Source organism: Intrasporangium sp. Soil_C_50 (assembly GCF_057656595.1).
In genome coordinates, this window is the sequence record NZ_JBDGKB010000001.1 from 420,348 (window position 1) to 434,717 (window position 14,370).

The 14,370-nt window shown below is 73.3% G+C and carries 13 protein-coding genes; 1 reads left to right on the forward strand and 12 read right to left on the reverse strand.

Annotation, left to right across the window (positions count from 1 at the left end; all coding sequences use genetic code 11):
* The first annotated feature begins 11 nt into the window (after nt 1-11).
* Nucleotides 12-770, forward strand: a complete 759-nt coding sequence (locus AC3A5R_RS02020) for an ABC transporter permease (protein WP_487619113.1) — start codon at nt 12-14, stop codon at nt 768-770.
* A gap of 107 nt (nt 771-877) precedes the next feature.
* Here AC3A5R_RS02020 and trmD read toward each other — a convergent pair whose 3' ends face one another.
* The 12 genes from trmD to AC3A5R_RS02080 form a co-directional block, all read right to left on the reverse strand.
* Nucleotides 878-2,059: a tRNA (guanosine(37)-N1)-methyltransferase TrmD gene (gene trmD / locus AC3A5R_RS02025; RefSeq protein ID WP_487620104.1), complete on the reverse strand. Its 1,182-nt coding sequence runs from the start codon at nt 2,057-2,059 to the stop codon at nt 878-880.
* Nucleotides 2,060-2,133: 74 nt separating this feature from the next.
* A complete protein-coding gene (rimM, locus tag AC3A5R_RS02030) occupies nt 2,134-2,661 on the reverse strand; it encodes a ribosome maturation factor RimM (RefSeq protein ID WP_487619114.1) in 528 nt (175 codons plus the stop codon).
* Nucleotides 2,662-2,788: 127 nt separating this feature from the next.
* Nucleotides 2,789-3,031 (reverse strand): RNA-binding protein, encoded by a 243-nt coding sequence (locus tag AC3A5R_RS02035; protein ID WP_076259953.1) that lies wholly within the window; start codon nt 3,029-3,031, stop codon nt 2,789-2,791.
* A 2-nt stretch (nt 3,032-3,033) separates the two neighbouring features.
* Nucleotides 3,034-3,474 carry a 30S ribosomal protein S16 gene (gene rpsP, locus AC3A5R_RS02040; RefSeq protein WP_487619115.1) on the reverse strand — a complete coding sequence of 147 codons (441 nt, stop codon included), beginning with the start codon at nt 3,472-3,474 and terminating at the stop codon, nt 3,034-3,036.
* Nucleotides 3,475-3,714: 240 nt separating this feature from the next.
* On the reverse strand, nt 3,715-4,689 hold the full coding sequence (locus tag AC3A5R_RS02045) for a GNAT family N-acetyltransferase (protein ID WP_487619116.1): 975 nt from the start codon (nt 4,687-4,689) through the stop codon (nt 3,715-3,717).
* Nucleotides 4,679-5,767 (reverse strand): amidohydrolase family protein, encoded by a 1,089-nt coding sequence (locus AC3A5R_RS02050; protein ID WP_487619117.1) that lies wholly within the window; start codon nt 5,765-5,767, stop codon nt 4,679-4,681. Before AC3A5R_RS02050 ends, AC3A5R_RS02045 begins: the two co-directional genes overlap by 11 nt.
* 36 nt (nt 5,768-5,803) lie before the next feature.
* The gene (locus tag AC3A5R_RS02055) at nt 5,804-6,628 is read right to left on the reverse strand and encodes an alpha/beta fold hydrolase (RefSeq protein WP_487619118.1); all 825 of its coding nucleotides are present in this window, start codon (nt 6,626-6,628) and stop codon (nt 5,804-5,806) included.
* 64 nt (nt 6,629-6,692) lie between these two features.
* Nucleotides 6,693-7,667, reverse strand: coding sequence for a S1C family serine protease (locus AC3A5R_RS02060; protein WP_487619119.1), 975 nt, complete (start codon nt 7,665-7,667; stop codon nt 6,693-6,695).
* 642 nt (nt 7,668-8,309) lie between these two features.
* Nucleotides 8,310-9,923 carry a signal recognition particle protein gene (gene ffh, locus AC3A5R_RS02065; RefSeq protein ID WP_487619120.1) on the reverse strand — a complete coding sequence of 538 codons (1,614 nt, stop codon included), beginning with the start codon at nt 9,921-9,923 and terminating at the stop codon, nt 8,310-8,312.
* Nucleotides 9,924-10,106: 183 nt separating this feature from the next.
* Nucleotides 10,107-12,470, reverse strand: coding sequence for a [protein-PII] uridylyltransferase (locus tag AC3A5R_RS02070; RefSeq protein WP_487619121.1), 2,364 nt, complete (start codon nt 12,468-12,470; stop codon nt 10,107-10,109).
* A 76-nt stretch (nt 12,471-12,546) separates the two neighbouring features.
* Entirely contained in the window at nt 12,547-12,885 is a 339-nt protein-coding gene (locus tag AC3A5R_RS02075) for a P-II family nitrogen regulator (RefSeq protein WP_323096928.1), read from the reverse strand.
* A complete protein-coding gene (locus tag AC3A5R_RS02080) occupies nt 12,882-14,300 on the reverse strand; it encodes an ammonium transporter (RefSeq protein ID WP_487619122.1) in 1,419 nt (472 codons plus the stop codon). Before AC3A5R_RS02080 ends, AC3A5R_RS02075 begins: the two co-directional genes overlap by 4 nt.
* Nucleotides 14,301-14,370 lie beyond the last annotated feature (70 nt).

Below are 14,370 nucleotides of genomic sequence, written 5' to 3' on the forward strand. Positions count from 1 at the left end.
ACGGTGGCGGCGTGGACGTCTCCCCCGGCTGGCCCGTGGCCCTCGCGCTCGTCGTGCTGCTCGCCGTCACCGTCGTGGCCCAACGGGTCGGCCGCATCCCGCTCGACCGGCAGGCGGTCGTGGCGGGGGTGCGCGCGATCGTGCAGCTCTCGCTCGTGGCGCTGGTCATCACGGCCGTCGTGGGCTCGATCTGGCTCTCGCTGCTCGCCGTCGGCGTCATGTTCGCGACGGCGGTCGCGACGACGGCCAGGCGGGTCGGTGCGCCGGGGTCGTGGCCGTGGGCGGCGGTCGCGATGGCGTGCGGCGTCGTTCCCGTCGTGACGATCGTCGTGGCGTCGGGCACCGTGCCGTTCACCGGACTCGCGCTCATCCCCGTGGCCGGCATCGTCATCGGCAACACCATGACCGTGCACACGCTCGTCGGCCGCCGCACCTTCGCGGCGCTGCGCGAGGAGCACGGCCAGTACGAGGCGGCCCTGTCGGTCGGCCTGACCGCCGACCAGGCCATCGACGAGATCATCGCCCGACGCGTCCCGGAGGGGATCGTGCCGAGCCTCGACCAGGTGCGCACCTCGGGCCTGGTGACCCTGCCCGGCGCGTTCATCGGCGTCATGCTCGGCGGCGGCAGCGCGGTCCAGGCCGCGACGGCGCAGGTCGTCGTCCTCTTCGCCATCATGGCCACACAGGCCATCACGGCCGGGGTCCAGGCCCGCTTCATCCGCGAGCGCCGGATCCTGCCCGACGACCTCCGGACCGCCCTCGTGTCCTGAGCCGACTCATCACCAGACCGGACGCGTCACCCTCCGACGCGTCACCCCGGCCCGACGCGTCACCCCACCGACGCGTCACCCCACTGACGCGTCACCCCACCGACGCGTCAGCGCCGGCGGCGCTTGCGCAGGCGGACCGCGCCCGGCACGTCGGGCTGCGCCGAGGCGTCGACGCGGTAGCCGACCCGGCGGTAGAGGCGCAGGTTCTGGGTGCTGTGCTCACCGGTGTCGAGGGCGAACGACCGGACGTCGTCGGGGGCCGTCGACTCCGCGTGCTCGAGGAGGCGCCGACCCAGGCCCTGGCCCCGGAGGTCCGGGACGACGCAGAGGCGGCCGACGTACCAGTCGTCGCCGTGCCGCGACGTGCGCACCGAGCCGACGAGCCGGCCGCCCTTGACGGCGACCCACGTGGCGTGGGCGTCGAGCGCGGCCCGGGCGTCCTCGAGCGTCTCGGTGAGCGCGGGGATCGCCAGGGTGTCGTTGACGAGCGCCTCCTCCACCCAGCAGGCGCGGGTCAGCACGTACAGCTCGGGCACGTCAGCCGGCGTCGCGAGCCGGATCTCGGCCTCCCCCGCGCCGTGCGAGGCGTGGAGCAGGTCGGGGCGTCGGGCCGCCGTGCGCTCGAGGCGCTGCGCGTGGCGCCAGTCGGCGATGGCCGCGTGGTTGCCCGACAGGAGCACGTCGGGCACGACGCGACCCTTCCACTCCCGGGGCTTGGTGTAGATCGGGTACTCGAGCAGGCCGTCCTCGTGCGACTCCTCGACGAGCGACTCGGCGTTGCCGATGACGCCGGGCACGAGACGACCGACCGCCTCGACCATGGCGAGCACGGCGACCTCGCCACCGTTGAGCACGTAGTCGCCGAGGCTGACGACCGACACCTCGAGGCCGAGGTCCTCGCGGGCGTACTCGTAGACGCGCTCGTCGATGCCCTCGTACCGGCCGCACGCGAAGGCGAGCCAGGGCTCCTGCGCCAGCTCGCGCGCCAGGGCCTGGGTGAACCGGGTGCCACCGGGGCCGGGCACGACGAGGTGTGGCCGCCGGGCGCCGCCGGCAGGCCCCGACGACACGACGGCCTCGAGGGCCTCGGACCACGGCTGCGGCTTCATGACCATGCCCGCGCCCCCGCCGTACGGGGTGTCGTCGACGGTGCGGTGCCGGTCGTGGGTGTGCTCGCGCAGGTCGTGGACCCGGACGTCGAGCAGGCCGTCGGCACGCGCCTTGCCGATGAGCGACAGGTCGAGCGCGGCGAGGTACTCCGGGAAGATCGAGACGACGTCGATGCGCAGGGCGGCCGCGCTTCCCGACGCGTCGGGTGCATCGGTGGTGGCGGCCCACGCGTCGGTGCCGGACGCGTCGGGAGTCACTCGCCCGCCTCGCGGTAGAGGTCGAAGAGGCCGGGCGGCGGGTCGACGACGACGTGGTCGGCCGCGACGGTCGGCACGATGCGGCGCACGAACGGCACCCACGCGGTGAAACCCTCGTCGAGGGCGAAGGCGAGACGGTCCTGGGCGGCGCCGATCTCCAGACCGCTCACGGTGCCGATCCGGGCGCCGGTGGTGTCGCGAACCTCGAGCCCGACGAGGTCCTCCTCGTAGTAGGCGTCCTCCTCGACCTGCGGCTGCGACTCGGGCAGGACGAGGCGCGTGCCCCGCAGGCCCTCGGCCCCGGTGCGGTCCGGGATCTCCTCGAAGCCGATCAGCCAGATGCCGCGGTGCACCCGGGTGCTCGCGACGGTCAGCTGCCGCGGGACGCCCGAGCCGGGGTCGGCCTCGGTGCCGACCACGGTGCCGACGGCGAACCGGGTCTCGGGGTCGTCGGTGTGCAGCTGCACCGTGACCTCTCCCCGCAGGCCGTGGGGTTTGCCGATGCGCGCGAGGACGACGTTCATGCCGAGAATCCTCTCAGGTCGTGGGAGCGGGCCGGGACGCACCGAGGGGCGCCCCGGGAGATCCCGGGACGCCCCTCGGCGTCGGATGGTGCAGGTGGTGCGGCGTGAGCCCGCGGTGTCCGCAGGCTCAGCGGACGCGGTCGGTGTCGACGATGTCGACCCGGACGTTCGCGCCGCCCGCGAGGGCGCTGACCACGGTGCGCAGGGCGCTGGCCGTGCGGCCGGAGCGGCCGATGACGCGGCCGAGGTCGTCGGGGTGGACCCGCACCTCGAGCAGCTCGCCGCGGCGCAGCTCCTTGCGACGCACGACGACGTCCTCGTCGTGGTCGACGATGCCCTTGACGAGGTGCTCGAGCGCCTCCTCGAGCACGGTCACTCGCTCTTCTCGGCCTCGGCGGCCTCGGGAGCGGCCTCGGGAGCGGCCTCGGCGGCCGGAGCGTCGGCCTTCTTGGCGGCCTTCTTCTTCGCCGTCGTGGCGCCGGAGGTGCCCGCGTCGGAGCCCTTGCCGGCAGCGGCGATGGCGGCCTCGTAGAGGTCCTTCTTCGACGCCTTGGCCTCGGCGACGCGGACCTTGCCCTCGTCGACGACCTTGATGAGGGCGGCGACGGCCTCGGTCGGCTGGGCGCCCTGGCCGAGCCAGTACTTGGCGCGGTCCATGTCGATCTCGATGACCGAGGGCTCCTCGGTGGGGTGGTACTTGCCGATCTCCTCGATCGCACGGCCGTCGCGCTTGGTGCGCGAGTCCATGACGACGACGCGGTAGTACGGCGCACGGATCTTGCCCATGCGCTTCAGACGGATCTTGACAGCCACGGTGGCGGTCTCCTCAATCAGGTCATGAGCACGGCGAGACCGCCGCAGGATCGGGCGGGGAGCCATGGCTCGGGTGTAGGCGTCCGGTCCAGCCGGGCTGCGGCCGGACGGGTACAGCCGCCCATTCTGCCAGACCGCGCACCGTGCTCCGAACCGCGCCGATGCTGCACCCGACGCCACGCCCGACGCCGCACCCGACGCCGCGCCCGACGATGCGCCGCCGCTCGTCGATGACGCGGCTCAGGCGAAGGCGGCCCGCACGGCCAGCGCGTGGCGCACGACCTCGCGACGAGGGACGTCGACGGCCGCGTCGAGGATCGGCACCACTGAAGGATCGAAACCGCTGCGCGCCAATCCCATCCGCACCTCCGGGCTGCTGGCACGGCACTCGACGACGCCGCCGACCGGCGAGGTGCGGAGCAGCTCGAAGAGGACGGCGGTCGCGTGGCTGTCCCGCGCGCCCGGGGAGCCGGGCTCGACGAGGGCCGACGCGGACAGCAGCGGCACGCCGAGCTCGGCCGCGAGCGCCGGGGCGAGGCCGGGCCCGGCCGGGCCCGCGTACCCGCCGCCGCCGAGGACGACGCAGGCGAGGCGTCGGTGGCCGTGGGGGCGGTACGGCACCGCCGGCCAGTCCGAGGACAGCACCGTGTAGCGGTCGTGGTCGCGCCAGGCCCGACGCCCGTCGATCCCGGGCAGGTGCAGGAAGTCGCGGGAGAAGCCCTCGTGGACGAACCCGAGCGAGCGCACGAGGCCGGCCGAGCGGGTGTTGGCCGGCTGGATGTTGGCCTCGAGCCGGTGCAGGCCCATGCCGTGCGGCTCATCGGCGAAGGCGAGGTCGACGGCCATCTCGAGGCCTTCGGAGAACAGGCCGCGCCCGACGTACGGGTCGTAGGCGTCGTAGCCGACGGTGGCGCTGCGGAAGGCGCCGCCGACGACGTTGGCGACGTTGACGCGTCCGACGAGGCCGTGGTCGCCCTCGGGGTCGCGGGCCAGCACGAGGAAGGTGCGGTAGGTGGGCGACTGGTTGTGCAGGACGATCGGGAAGTTCGTCGGGTCGGGCATCGCGAAGTCGGACAGACGCCGCATCGAGCGCGTCACCGCCTCGGCGTAGGCCCCCGTGTCGGACTCGCGCGGCGGGCGCACCTCGACGCGGTCGCCGACGGCGGTCAGGGGCGGGTCGGCCGACGCGGGCTCCGACGGACGGTCAGCGGACAACGCGCCCCCTCAGGACGATTCCGGTCGGGTCGGCGAGGACGGCGAGGTCCTCGCGCGGGTCGCCGGGCACGACGAGCAGGTCGGCGTCCGCCCCCTCCTCGAGCCCAGGCTGCCCGAGCCAGGCCCGCGCCGACCACGTGCCGGCGGCGAGCGCCTCGAGGCGCGTCAGACCGGCCTGCGTCAGCTCGACCATCTCCTGCACGGCGAGGCCGTGCGGCAGGCTGCCCCCGGCGTCGGTGCCGACATAGATCGGGATGCCGGCCTCGTGCGCTGCCCCGACGGTCGCGTGCCGGCGCGCGTGCAGGTCCAGCATGTGCCGGTGGTAGCCGGGGAACTTCGCCTTGGCGGGCTCGGCGATGGCCGGGAAGGTCGCGATGTTGACGAGCGTCGGCACGATGGCGATGCCCCGGGCGGCGAACGCCTCGATGGTGTCGTCCTGCAGCCCGGTGGCGTGCTCGACGCAGTCGATGCCCGCGTCGGCGAGGTCGCGCAGGGACTGCTCGCCGAAGCAGTGGGCCGTGACGCGCACGCCCTCCTCGTGGGCAGCGGCGACGGCGGCTGCCGCCGCCTCGCGCGACCAGCTGGGCGCGAGGTCACCGAGGTCGCGGTCGATCCAGTCGCCGACGAGCTTGACCCAGCCATCGCCGCGGTGGGCCTCGAGACGCACGTACCGGGTCAGCTCCTCCTCCTCGATCTCGTGGGCGAAGTTGCGGATGTACCGGCGGGTGCGTGCGATGTGCCGGCCGGCCCGGATGATCTTCGGCAGGTCCTCGCGCTCGTCCACCCACCGGGTGTCGCCGGGCTGCCCGGCGTCGCGGATGAGCAGGGTGCCGGCGTCGCGGTCGGTGATCGCCTGCTGCTCGGCGACCTCGCGGGGCACCTCGCCGTGCGGCCCGAGCCCGACGTGACAGTGGGCGTCGACGATGCCGGGCACGACCCAGCCCTCGAGCGTCTGCACGTCGGCGGTCGAGGCGGGCGCCGAGAAGGTGACGCGTCCGTCGACGACCCAGACCTCGTCGACCGTCTCCTCAGGACCGACGAGCACGCGACCGCGGACATGGAGCACCGGCGCTGTCATGGCTCCGACCCTAGCCGCGGACGCCACCGGCCGCGCTCAGCGGTGTGACCCCCGGAGCGTCGCGAGGACCTCGGCCCAGTGCGGCACGAGCGTGCCGAGGTGGCCGGCTCCCTCGCGGACGACGAGGGTGGAGGTCACCAGGTGCTCGTGGAGCCAGAGGCCGTGCGCGAGCGGGACGGCCCGGTCGCGGTCGCCGTACCAGAGGTGGACCGGGGCGCGGACGGCCTCGAGGTCGAGGTCCCAGCCGGGACCGACGGCGAGCGCGTCGCGCGAGGCGCCGCGGTAGGCGGGGACGCCCGGACGCCCCGCCGGCGTCCACGGCTCGAGCAGCTCGGGCGCGACGAACGTGCCGAGGCGGTGCGCGCCGCCGTCACGCACGAGGTGGTCCTGACGCGTGACGGCCTCCTCGACGCGTCCGGCGCGCAGGTGCCCGGCAGCCTCCACGTCGACCGAGGCCGGCTCGAGCTCGGCCAGCGGCCCGACGCCGGCGACGACCCCGACGGCGACGACGCGGTCCGGAGCCGCGGCGGCGACCGCGAGCGCATACGGCCCGCCGCCGGAGACCCCGAGCACGGCAACGTCGTCGAGCCCCAGGAGGTCGGCGACCTCGACGGTGTCGCGCGCCACCGAGCTCAGCGTCGTGGCGGTGTCGGTCGTCCCACCGTAGCCGGGGCGCGACGCGGCGACGAGCCGGACGCCGACACGTCGGGCGGCGCCGTCGCCGAGAGCTGCCTGCAGACGCCCGCCGGGGGTTCCGTGGCAGTAGAGGACGGGCCGCCCCCGGGGGTCGCCGCCCTCCCACGTGTCGACGCGACGGCCGTCGGCGAGAACGACGCGGCGCAGCCCGTTCGTCGTGACCACGTCACGAGCGTAGGCGAGCTCCCCTGCCGTCGGACAGGCCAGACGCCGCCGGGCTCGGGGACGCTCAGCCGCGCAGGAGGCGCGGCACCGCGAAGACGTCGACGAGGGCGGAGCCGCGCAGCACGGTGATCTCCATGGACCGGTCGATCGCCTCGTCGAGCAGGATCCGCTGGAGCGACTGCGCGTCGACGAGCGGCCTCCCGTCGGCCGCGACGACGACATCGCCTCGCATCAGGCCGGCCTGCTCCGCCGGGCTGCCGGGTACCACCTCGGCGATGCGCAGGGCGGCCCGGCGCCCGAGCCGTGCGGCCACCTCGTCGGACACCGGGACGGGTGCGGTCACCAGACCGAGGTAGCCCCGCCGCACGTGGCCGTCGTCGACGAGCGCCTCGATGATCCGACGCGTCGTGGCGTTGACCGGGACGGCCAGGCCCAGCCCCACCCCCGCCACGGCCGTGTTGATGCCGACGACCCGTGCCCGGGAGTCGGCGAGCGCCCCGCCGGAGTTGCCGGGGTTGAGGGCCGCGTCGGTCTGGATGACGTCCTCGACGAAGCGGGAGGCCGACCCGGACCGTGTGGGCAGCGACCGGCCCAAGGCGCTGACGACGCCGGCCGTGACGCTGCCCTCGAGGCCGAGCGGGTTGCCGATCGCCACGACGACGTGGCCGACCTCGAGGCGGTCGGCATCGCCGAACGCGGGCGGGCTGGGAAGCGTCGCCTCGGCGCGCACGACGGCGAGGTCGGACAGCGGGTCGGTGCCCACGAGGTGCACCGTGACCGACGTGCCGTCGGTGAAGTGGGCCGTGCCGCGGTCGACTCCGGCGACGACGTGGGCGTTGGTCAGCAGCAGGCCCTCCTCGGTGAGCACGACCGCCGACCCACCACCCTCCGCCGTGCCGCCGCGCAACCGCCTGCTGACCCGGAGGCTCGCGACCACCGGGGCCAGACGCCGGGCGACGGAGCTGACGGTGCGGGAGTACGCGTCGAGCAGGTCGTCATCGCCAGGCTCGCTGGCCGCCGGCATCTCGAAGATCCCCATCTCTGTCCCCTCGTCCCGGCGCGAGCGCCGCGCGGGTGGTCTCACGTGTGCAGCGAAGGAGGACGGACCGGCATTCCGGCCGTGCCGCCTGGTTCGCCGTGGGCGAACGACACTGAGTCACAGGACAACCCGGAATCAGGGAGATCCGGGACAAGTCGGGACGTCGGCCACGTGCGTCAGGCGATCGACGCGACGACGACGAGCGAGGCGGCCAGCCGGGTCCGTCCCATCTGCGCCGGCCGGCTGGGTCAGCGACCGAGGGCGAGGTCCTACCTCAGGACGGTTTCCACCAGGCCGAGAACCTCCAGGTCAACCTGGAACCGACGCCGACACCGGCGCCGAAGGCGACTGCGCCGACGGCGACCGGCAGGACCCAGCGTCCCTTCTTCTGCTTCTGCGGGACCGGCGGCTGAGGCGACGATGCGTCGTTGACCGCTGGTGCGAGAACCGGGTTCGATGGAGTGGTCGTGGTCATCGAGGGCCACCTACTTCGGGTGCGCGTTGCTCCTCTGTCCCAACCCATCGTCCCCCCGGGGACGGGCGCGCGTATCCACTCCCGAGGATGATCCGGAGTTCACATCTGGTCCTCCGTCGGCGTGCCGCGGCCGCGGCGGTGACGTCGTACCCGTGCCCCCGGAAGCGTCAGTTCTTGCCGAGGAACTTCTCGAAGCCCTTGGGCAGGGTCGACGGGTCGAGGTCGGCGAGCGGGTCGGCCGAGCCGTCGGCGCCGCCGCCGAAGGAGCTGCCGGCCGGCTGCCGGGGCGCGTTCGCGCGCTCGAGGGCGGCCCGTTCCTCGGCGGCGCGCTTGGCCGGGTTGCCGCTCTTGCTCTTCTTGCGCTGCGGCTGCTGCTGCCGCCCGCGCTTGCCCTTGCCGGGGATGCCCGGCATGCCGGGCAGGCCGCCACCCCCGCCGCGCGCCATCGACTTCATCATCTTCTGGGCCTGGCCGAACCGCTCGAGCAGCTGGTTGACGTCGGTGACCGTGACGCCGGAACCCTTGGCGATGCGTGCGCGGCGCGAGCCGTTAATCTGCTTGGGGTGGGTGCGCTCGAAGGGGGTCATCGAGCGGACCATGGCCTCGACGCGGTCGAACTCGCGGTCGTCGAAGGCGTCGAGCTGGTCACGCATGCCCTGCATGCCCGGCATCATCTTGAGCATCGACTTGAGCGAGCCCATGCGCTTGATGGCGTTCATCTGCTCGAGGAAGTCCTCGAACGTGAAGTCCTCTTCAGCGAGGAACTTGCGGGCCATCTCGTCGGCCTGGCGCTTGTCGAACGCCTTCTCGGCCTGCTCGATGAGCGTCAGCACGTCACCCATGTCGAGGATGCGGCTGGCCATCCGGTCGGGGTGGAACACCTCGATGTCGGTGACCTTCTCGCCGACCGAGGCGAACATGATCGGCTCGCCGGTGATCTCGGCGACCGACAGCGCGGCGCCACCGCGGGCGTCGCCGTCCAGCTTGGAGAGCACGACGCCGGTGAAGGCGACGCCGTCGTGGAAGGCCTGGGCCGTCTCGACCGCGGCCTGGCCGATCATCGCGTCGATGACGAAGAGGACCTCGTCGGGCTGCACGGCGTCGCGGATGTCGGACGCCTGCTGCATGAGGTCGGCGTCGACGGCGAGGCGGCCGGCGGTGTCGACGATGACGACGTCGTACTGCTTGGCGCGCGCGTGCTCGATGCCCATCCGCGACACCGCGACCGGGTCGCCGAAGGAGCGGGTGCCCTCGCCGGAGTCGAGGACGGCGTCGTGGCCGCCCATGTTGCCGCGCTCGGGCGCGAAGACCGGGAGGCCGGCACGCTCGCCGACGACCTCGAGCTGGGTGACGGCGTTGGGGCGCTGGAGGTCGGCCGCGACGAGGACGGGTGTGTGGCCCTGCTCCTTGAGGCGGTGGCCGAGCTTGCCCGCGAACGTCGTCTTGCCCGAGCCCTGCAGACCCGCGAGGAGGATGACGGTCGGCGGCTGCTTGGCCAGCTGGAGCTGGCGCGTCTGGCCGCCGAGGATGCCGACGAGCTCCTCGTTGACGATCTTGACGACCTGCTGGGCCGGGTTGAGCGCCTGGCTGACCTCGGCACCGAGCGCCCGCTCGCGCACGCGCGAGGTGAAGCGCTTGACGACGGGCAGGGCCACGTCGGCGTCGAGCAGGGCGAGCCGGATGTCACGGATCGTCGCGTTGACGTCGGACTCCGAGAGCCTGCCCTTGCCGCGCAGGTTCTTGAAGGTGGCGGTCAGCCGGTCAGACAGGGATGCGAACACCCGGCAACTCTAGCCGCCGCGGCGTCGTGCCCAGACCGCCGCCACCGTGGCCGCCTGGCCGGCCTCCTCGACTGACGTCCGGCAGCGGCCCTCCCCGCTGGTTCGAGGTATTCGGCGACCGTATGGAGGCGCGGAATACCTCGAATGGCGAGGAAGGGGCTGGATCGGCGGGGTCGGGGGGGGTCAGTCGGCGTCGCAGGTGTCGATGATCATCGCGACGGCCTGCGCCGCTCGTGCCGGCGCGAGCTGTCCGCCGCCGAACTCGGTGACGTAGAAGGTGTCGAGGGTCTGCCCGGCGTAGGTCGCGATGTGGGCCGAGCGCACCGACAGCGACGCCCGAGCCAGCGTGATGCCGATGTCCTGGAGCAGCCCAGGGCGGTCGGTGGCGCGCACCTCGATGACGGTCGCGGACTCGGACGCGCTGCTGATGACCATGGCGCGCGTCGAGTCGACCGAGCCCGAGCCGGGGCTGCGCACGCTCGAGGACCGGCGGCGCTGGAGCTTGCCGAGTGGCGCCCGGTCCCCCGCCGCCACCCGCGTGAGGTCGCGGGCGATGACCTCGGGCAAGGGCGTCTCGCTGCTCGGCGCGTCGACCCACCACTCGTTGACGGCGAGGCCCTCGAGGGTGCGCACGATGGCCGAGCGCACGACGAACCCGTGGGCGGCCAACAGGCCGGCGGTGTCGGCGAAGAGGCCGGCGCGGTCGCGGTCGACGATGTCGATGCGGTGGGCGCCGCCCAACGAGGTCACGGTGACGTACGGCTCCCCCGAGGCGACGCGTCCCTGCGCCTCCGCCGAGAGCGGCACGCTCTCCATCGGTTCCACGACGATGGGCCCCTCTCCATCCGTGCGGGCACTGAGGGCCGACCGGCAGGCGTCGTACAGGCGCGTGACGAGCCCGGCCCGCCAGTCGCTCCACGCCTTGGGGCCGGCCGCCGACGCGTCCGCCTCGGTGAGGGCGCGCAGCAGGTCGAGCGTCGTCAGCGAGCCGTCGACGGCGTCGGACAGGGCCGTGATGGTGGCCGGGTCCTCCGGGTCGCGTCGGGTCGCGAGGTCGACGAGGGTCAGGTGCTCGCGGACGAGCCGCACGACGGTCGCGCGGTCGGCGTCGGAGACGCCCATGCGCCGCAGGACGATGTCGGCGATCTGCGCCCCGGTGACCGCGTGGTCCTGCGCGCCCGGCACCTTGCCGATGTCGTGGAGCACAGCGGCGAGCATGAGCAGGTCGGGACGGGCGACGTCGCGGACCATGCCGCTGGCGGCGACGACGGTCTCGATGAGGTGGCGGTCGACGGTGTGCCGGTGCACCGCGTTGCGCTGCGGCCGGCTGCGCACGATGCCCCACTCGGGGATCCAGCGCTCGATGACGCCGGACAGGTCGAGGCCTTCCCACACGGTGACGAGCCCGGGCCCGGCCGCGAGCAGGTCGGCGAAGAGGTTGCGGGCGACCTCCGGCCACGGCTCGGGCATCGGGGGCGCCTGTGCCGCCAGGTTCTTCAGGGTGGTCGGCGACAGCGGGATGCCTCCGCGGGCCGCGACGACGGCGGCGCGCAGCGGGATGATCGGGTCGGACGCGAGGTCCGCCGACGGCCCGAGCACGGCCTCGCCGTCGTGCCGGTAGAGCCCGTAGCCGAGCGGTGCGAGCTGCGGCCGCCGGGGCCCGACGCGCAGGGTCCGGGCCCGCTGCGACTGCATGGCCCGGCGCACGGTGCCGTCGACGGCGTAGGCGATGGTCCGGGCCGACGTCGAGAGGTCGGTGAGCAGGTCGTCGGCGTCGGTGTAGCCGAGCAGCGCCGCGCACGCGTCCTGGTCGTCGCGGGTCAGCCGGTCACGGCCGCGGCCGGTGACGACGTGGATGGCGTCGCGCACGTCGAGGAGGCGCTCGTAGGCGTCGTCGACCTCGCCGTGCGGGCGGTCGGTGAGCCACGCCGCGGTCAGGGCCCGGAGCACCGACATGTCGCGCAGGCCGCCGTGGGCCTCCTTGAGGTCGGGCTCGATGAGGTGGGCGAGGTCGCCCTGCCGGGCGTGCCGCTGGATCACCGAGTCCTGCATCTCGCCGAGCCTGGTGCGGGCGTTGGCCCGCCAGTCGTGGGCGACCGTCGAGCGGGCCGCGTTGACGACGTCGGCATCGCCCGCGACGTGCGTCAGGTCCAGCAGGCCGACCGCCGCCGAGAGGTCCTCGGACGCCACGGCCCTGCAGTCGGCGACGGTGCGGACACTGTGGTCGAGCTTCACCCCGGCGTCCCAGATCGGGTACCAGAGCTTGTCGGCGAAGGCGCCGACCTCCTTGCCCGACAGGCCGCGCGGGTGGTGCACGAGGACGAGGTCGTAGTCGCTGAGCGGGCCACCGTCGCCGCGGGCGAGCGAGCCGACCGCGGCGAGGGCGACGCCGGCGTGGCGTCGTCCCGCGCAGGCCTCGCGCCAGAGCTCCTGGAGCCAGCCGAAGCCGAACTCCGCGAGCGCCCGGCGCCGGGTGGGGCCGGCGCCGGGCGTCGCGAAGGTCCGGGTGCCGGCGAGGTCCAGACGTCGGGTGGTCACATCCGTCATGTCAGGTTCTCGCCGTCCCCTTGTGGTGCGTGTGTGCGTGCGTTGCGTTCGGTGGTGCTGGAGGGTGGGTCGACGCTCAGAGCGCGTCGACGCCGCGCTCCCCGGTGCGGACCCGGACGACCTCGTCGACGGGGACGGCCCAGATCTTGCCGTCACCGATGCGACCGGTCTGGGCCGCCTTGAGGATGACGTCGAGGACGTCGGAGGCGTCCACGTCGTCGACCAGCACCTCGAGGCGGACCTTCGGCACGAAGTCGACGGTGTACTCGGCACCGCGGTAGACCTCGCTGTGGCCGCGCTGGCGGCCGTAGCCGCTGGCCTCGCTGATCGTCATGCCGGCGACCCCGAAGGCCTCGAGGGCCTCCTTCACCTCGTCGAGCTGGTGGGGCTTGATGATGGCGGTGATGAGCTTCATGCGTTGGCTCCTTCGACCTGCGAAGCGGTGGCGACTGGACGGGCAGCGGCGGAACGGCCGGTGGAGGCCGGGAAGCCGCCGAGCTCGTAGCCGGTCTCGGCGTGGACGACCTGGTCGATGCCCTCGGACTCCGCATCCTCGCTGACCCGCCAACCGAGCGTGACCTTGAGGGCCCAGCCGATGGCGAAGGTGAGGACGAGGGACCACACGACCGAGATCAGGGCGATGATGACCTGCAGCGCGGTCTGCTGCCAACCGCCGCCGAGGAACAGGCCCGTCCCGGTGGCGAGCAGGCCAGCACCGATGGTGCCCCAGAGGCCGGCGACGAGGTGGACCCCGACGACGTCGAGCGAGTCGTCGTAGCCCAGCTTGTACTTGAGGCCGACGGCGACGGCGGACAGGCCACCGGCGACGACGCCGAGGATGATCGAGGTGACCGGCGTCAGCGCGCCACAGGCCGGGGTGATGGCCACGAGGCCGGCGACGACACCCGACGCCGCACCGAGCGAGGTGGCGTGGCCGTCGCGCAGCTTCTCCACGATGAGCCAGCCCGCGGCCGCGGCGCACGTGGCGACGGTCGTGTTGAGCCAGACCTTCGAGGCGACACCGTCGGCGGCGAGCTCGGAGCCGGCGTTGAAGCCGAACCAGCCGAACCACAGCAGGCCCGCGCCGATCATGACGAGCGGCAGGTTGTGCGGGCGCATCGCGACCTTGCCGAAACCGAGCCGCTTTCCGGCGAGGATCGCGAGGGCCAGGCCCGCCGCACCGGCGTTGATGTGCACGACCGTCCCACCGGCGAAGTCGATCGGAATGACCGAGGCGATGCCGTCGGTGACGCCGAAGAGCTTGGCCGACAGGCCGTTCGCGGAGCTGGACAGGAACCCGCCCCCCCAGACCATGTGGGCGAGCGGGAAGTAGACGATCGTCACCCAGACGACGGAGAAGACCATCCACGTGCCGAACTTGACGCGGTCGGCGATGGCACCGCTGATGAGGGCGACGGTGATGACCGCGAAGGTCAGCTGGAAGCCGACGTACACGTACTCCGGGATCCAGACGCCGACCCCGAACGGGTCGACGAGGCGGGCCGCACCACTGGCGTCGGCCAGGGCGCCGAGGCCGAAGAGGTGGAACGGGTTGGCGAAGATGCCTCCGATGTCGCCCGAGCCGTCCTGCAGGTTGCCGAAGGACATCGAGTAGCCCCAGAGCACGTAGACGATGCCGACGGCGGCCAGGGCCCCGAAGCTCATCATCATCATGTTGAGGACGGACTTCGACCGGGTCATGCCGCCGTAGAAGAAGGCGAGAGCCGGCGTCATGAGCAGGACCATCGAGGAGGCGACGAGCATGAACGCGGTCGCGGCCTCGTTGATCTGTGGAGCTTCTGCCGCGAGGGGCATCAGTGCTGGTGTCATGCGCCGAGTCTGGGGACGGGCGGTTTCACCGGGACGCGCGCCGTGTTACGGGCATGTCAACAACGCCGAC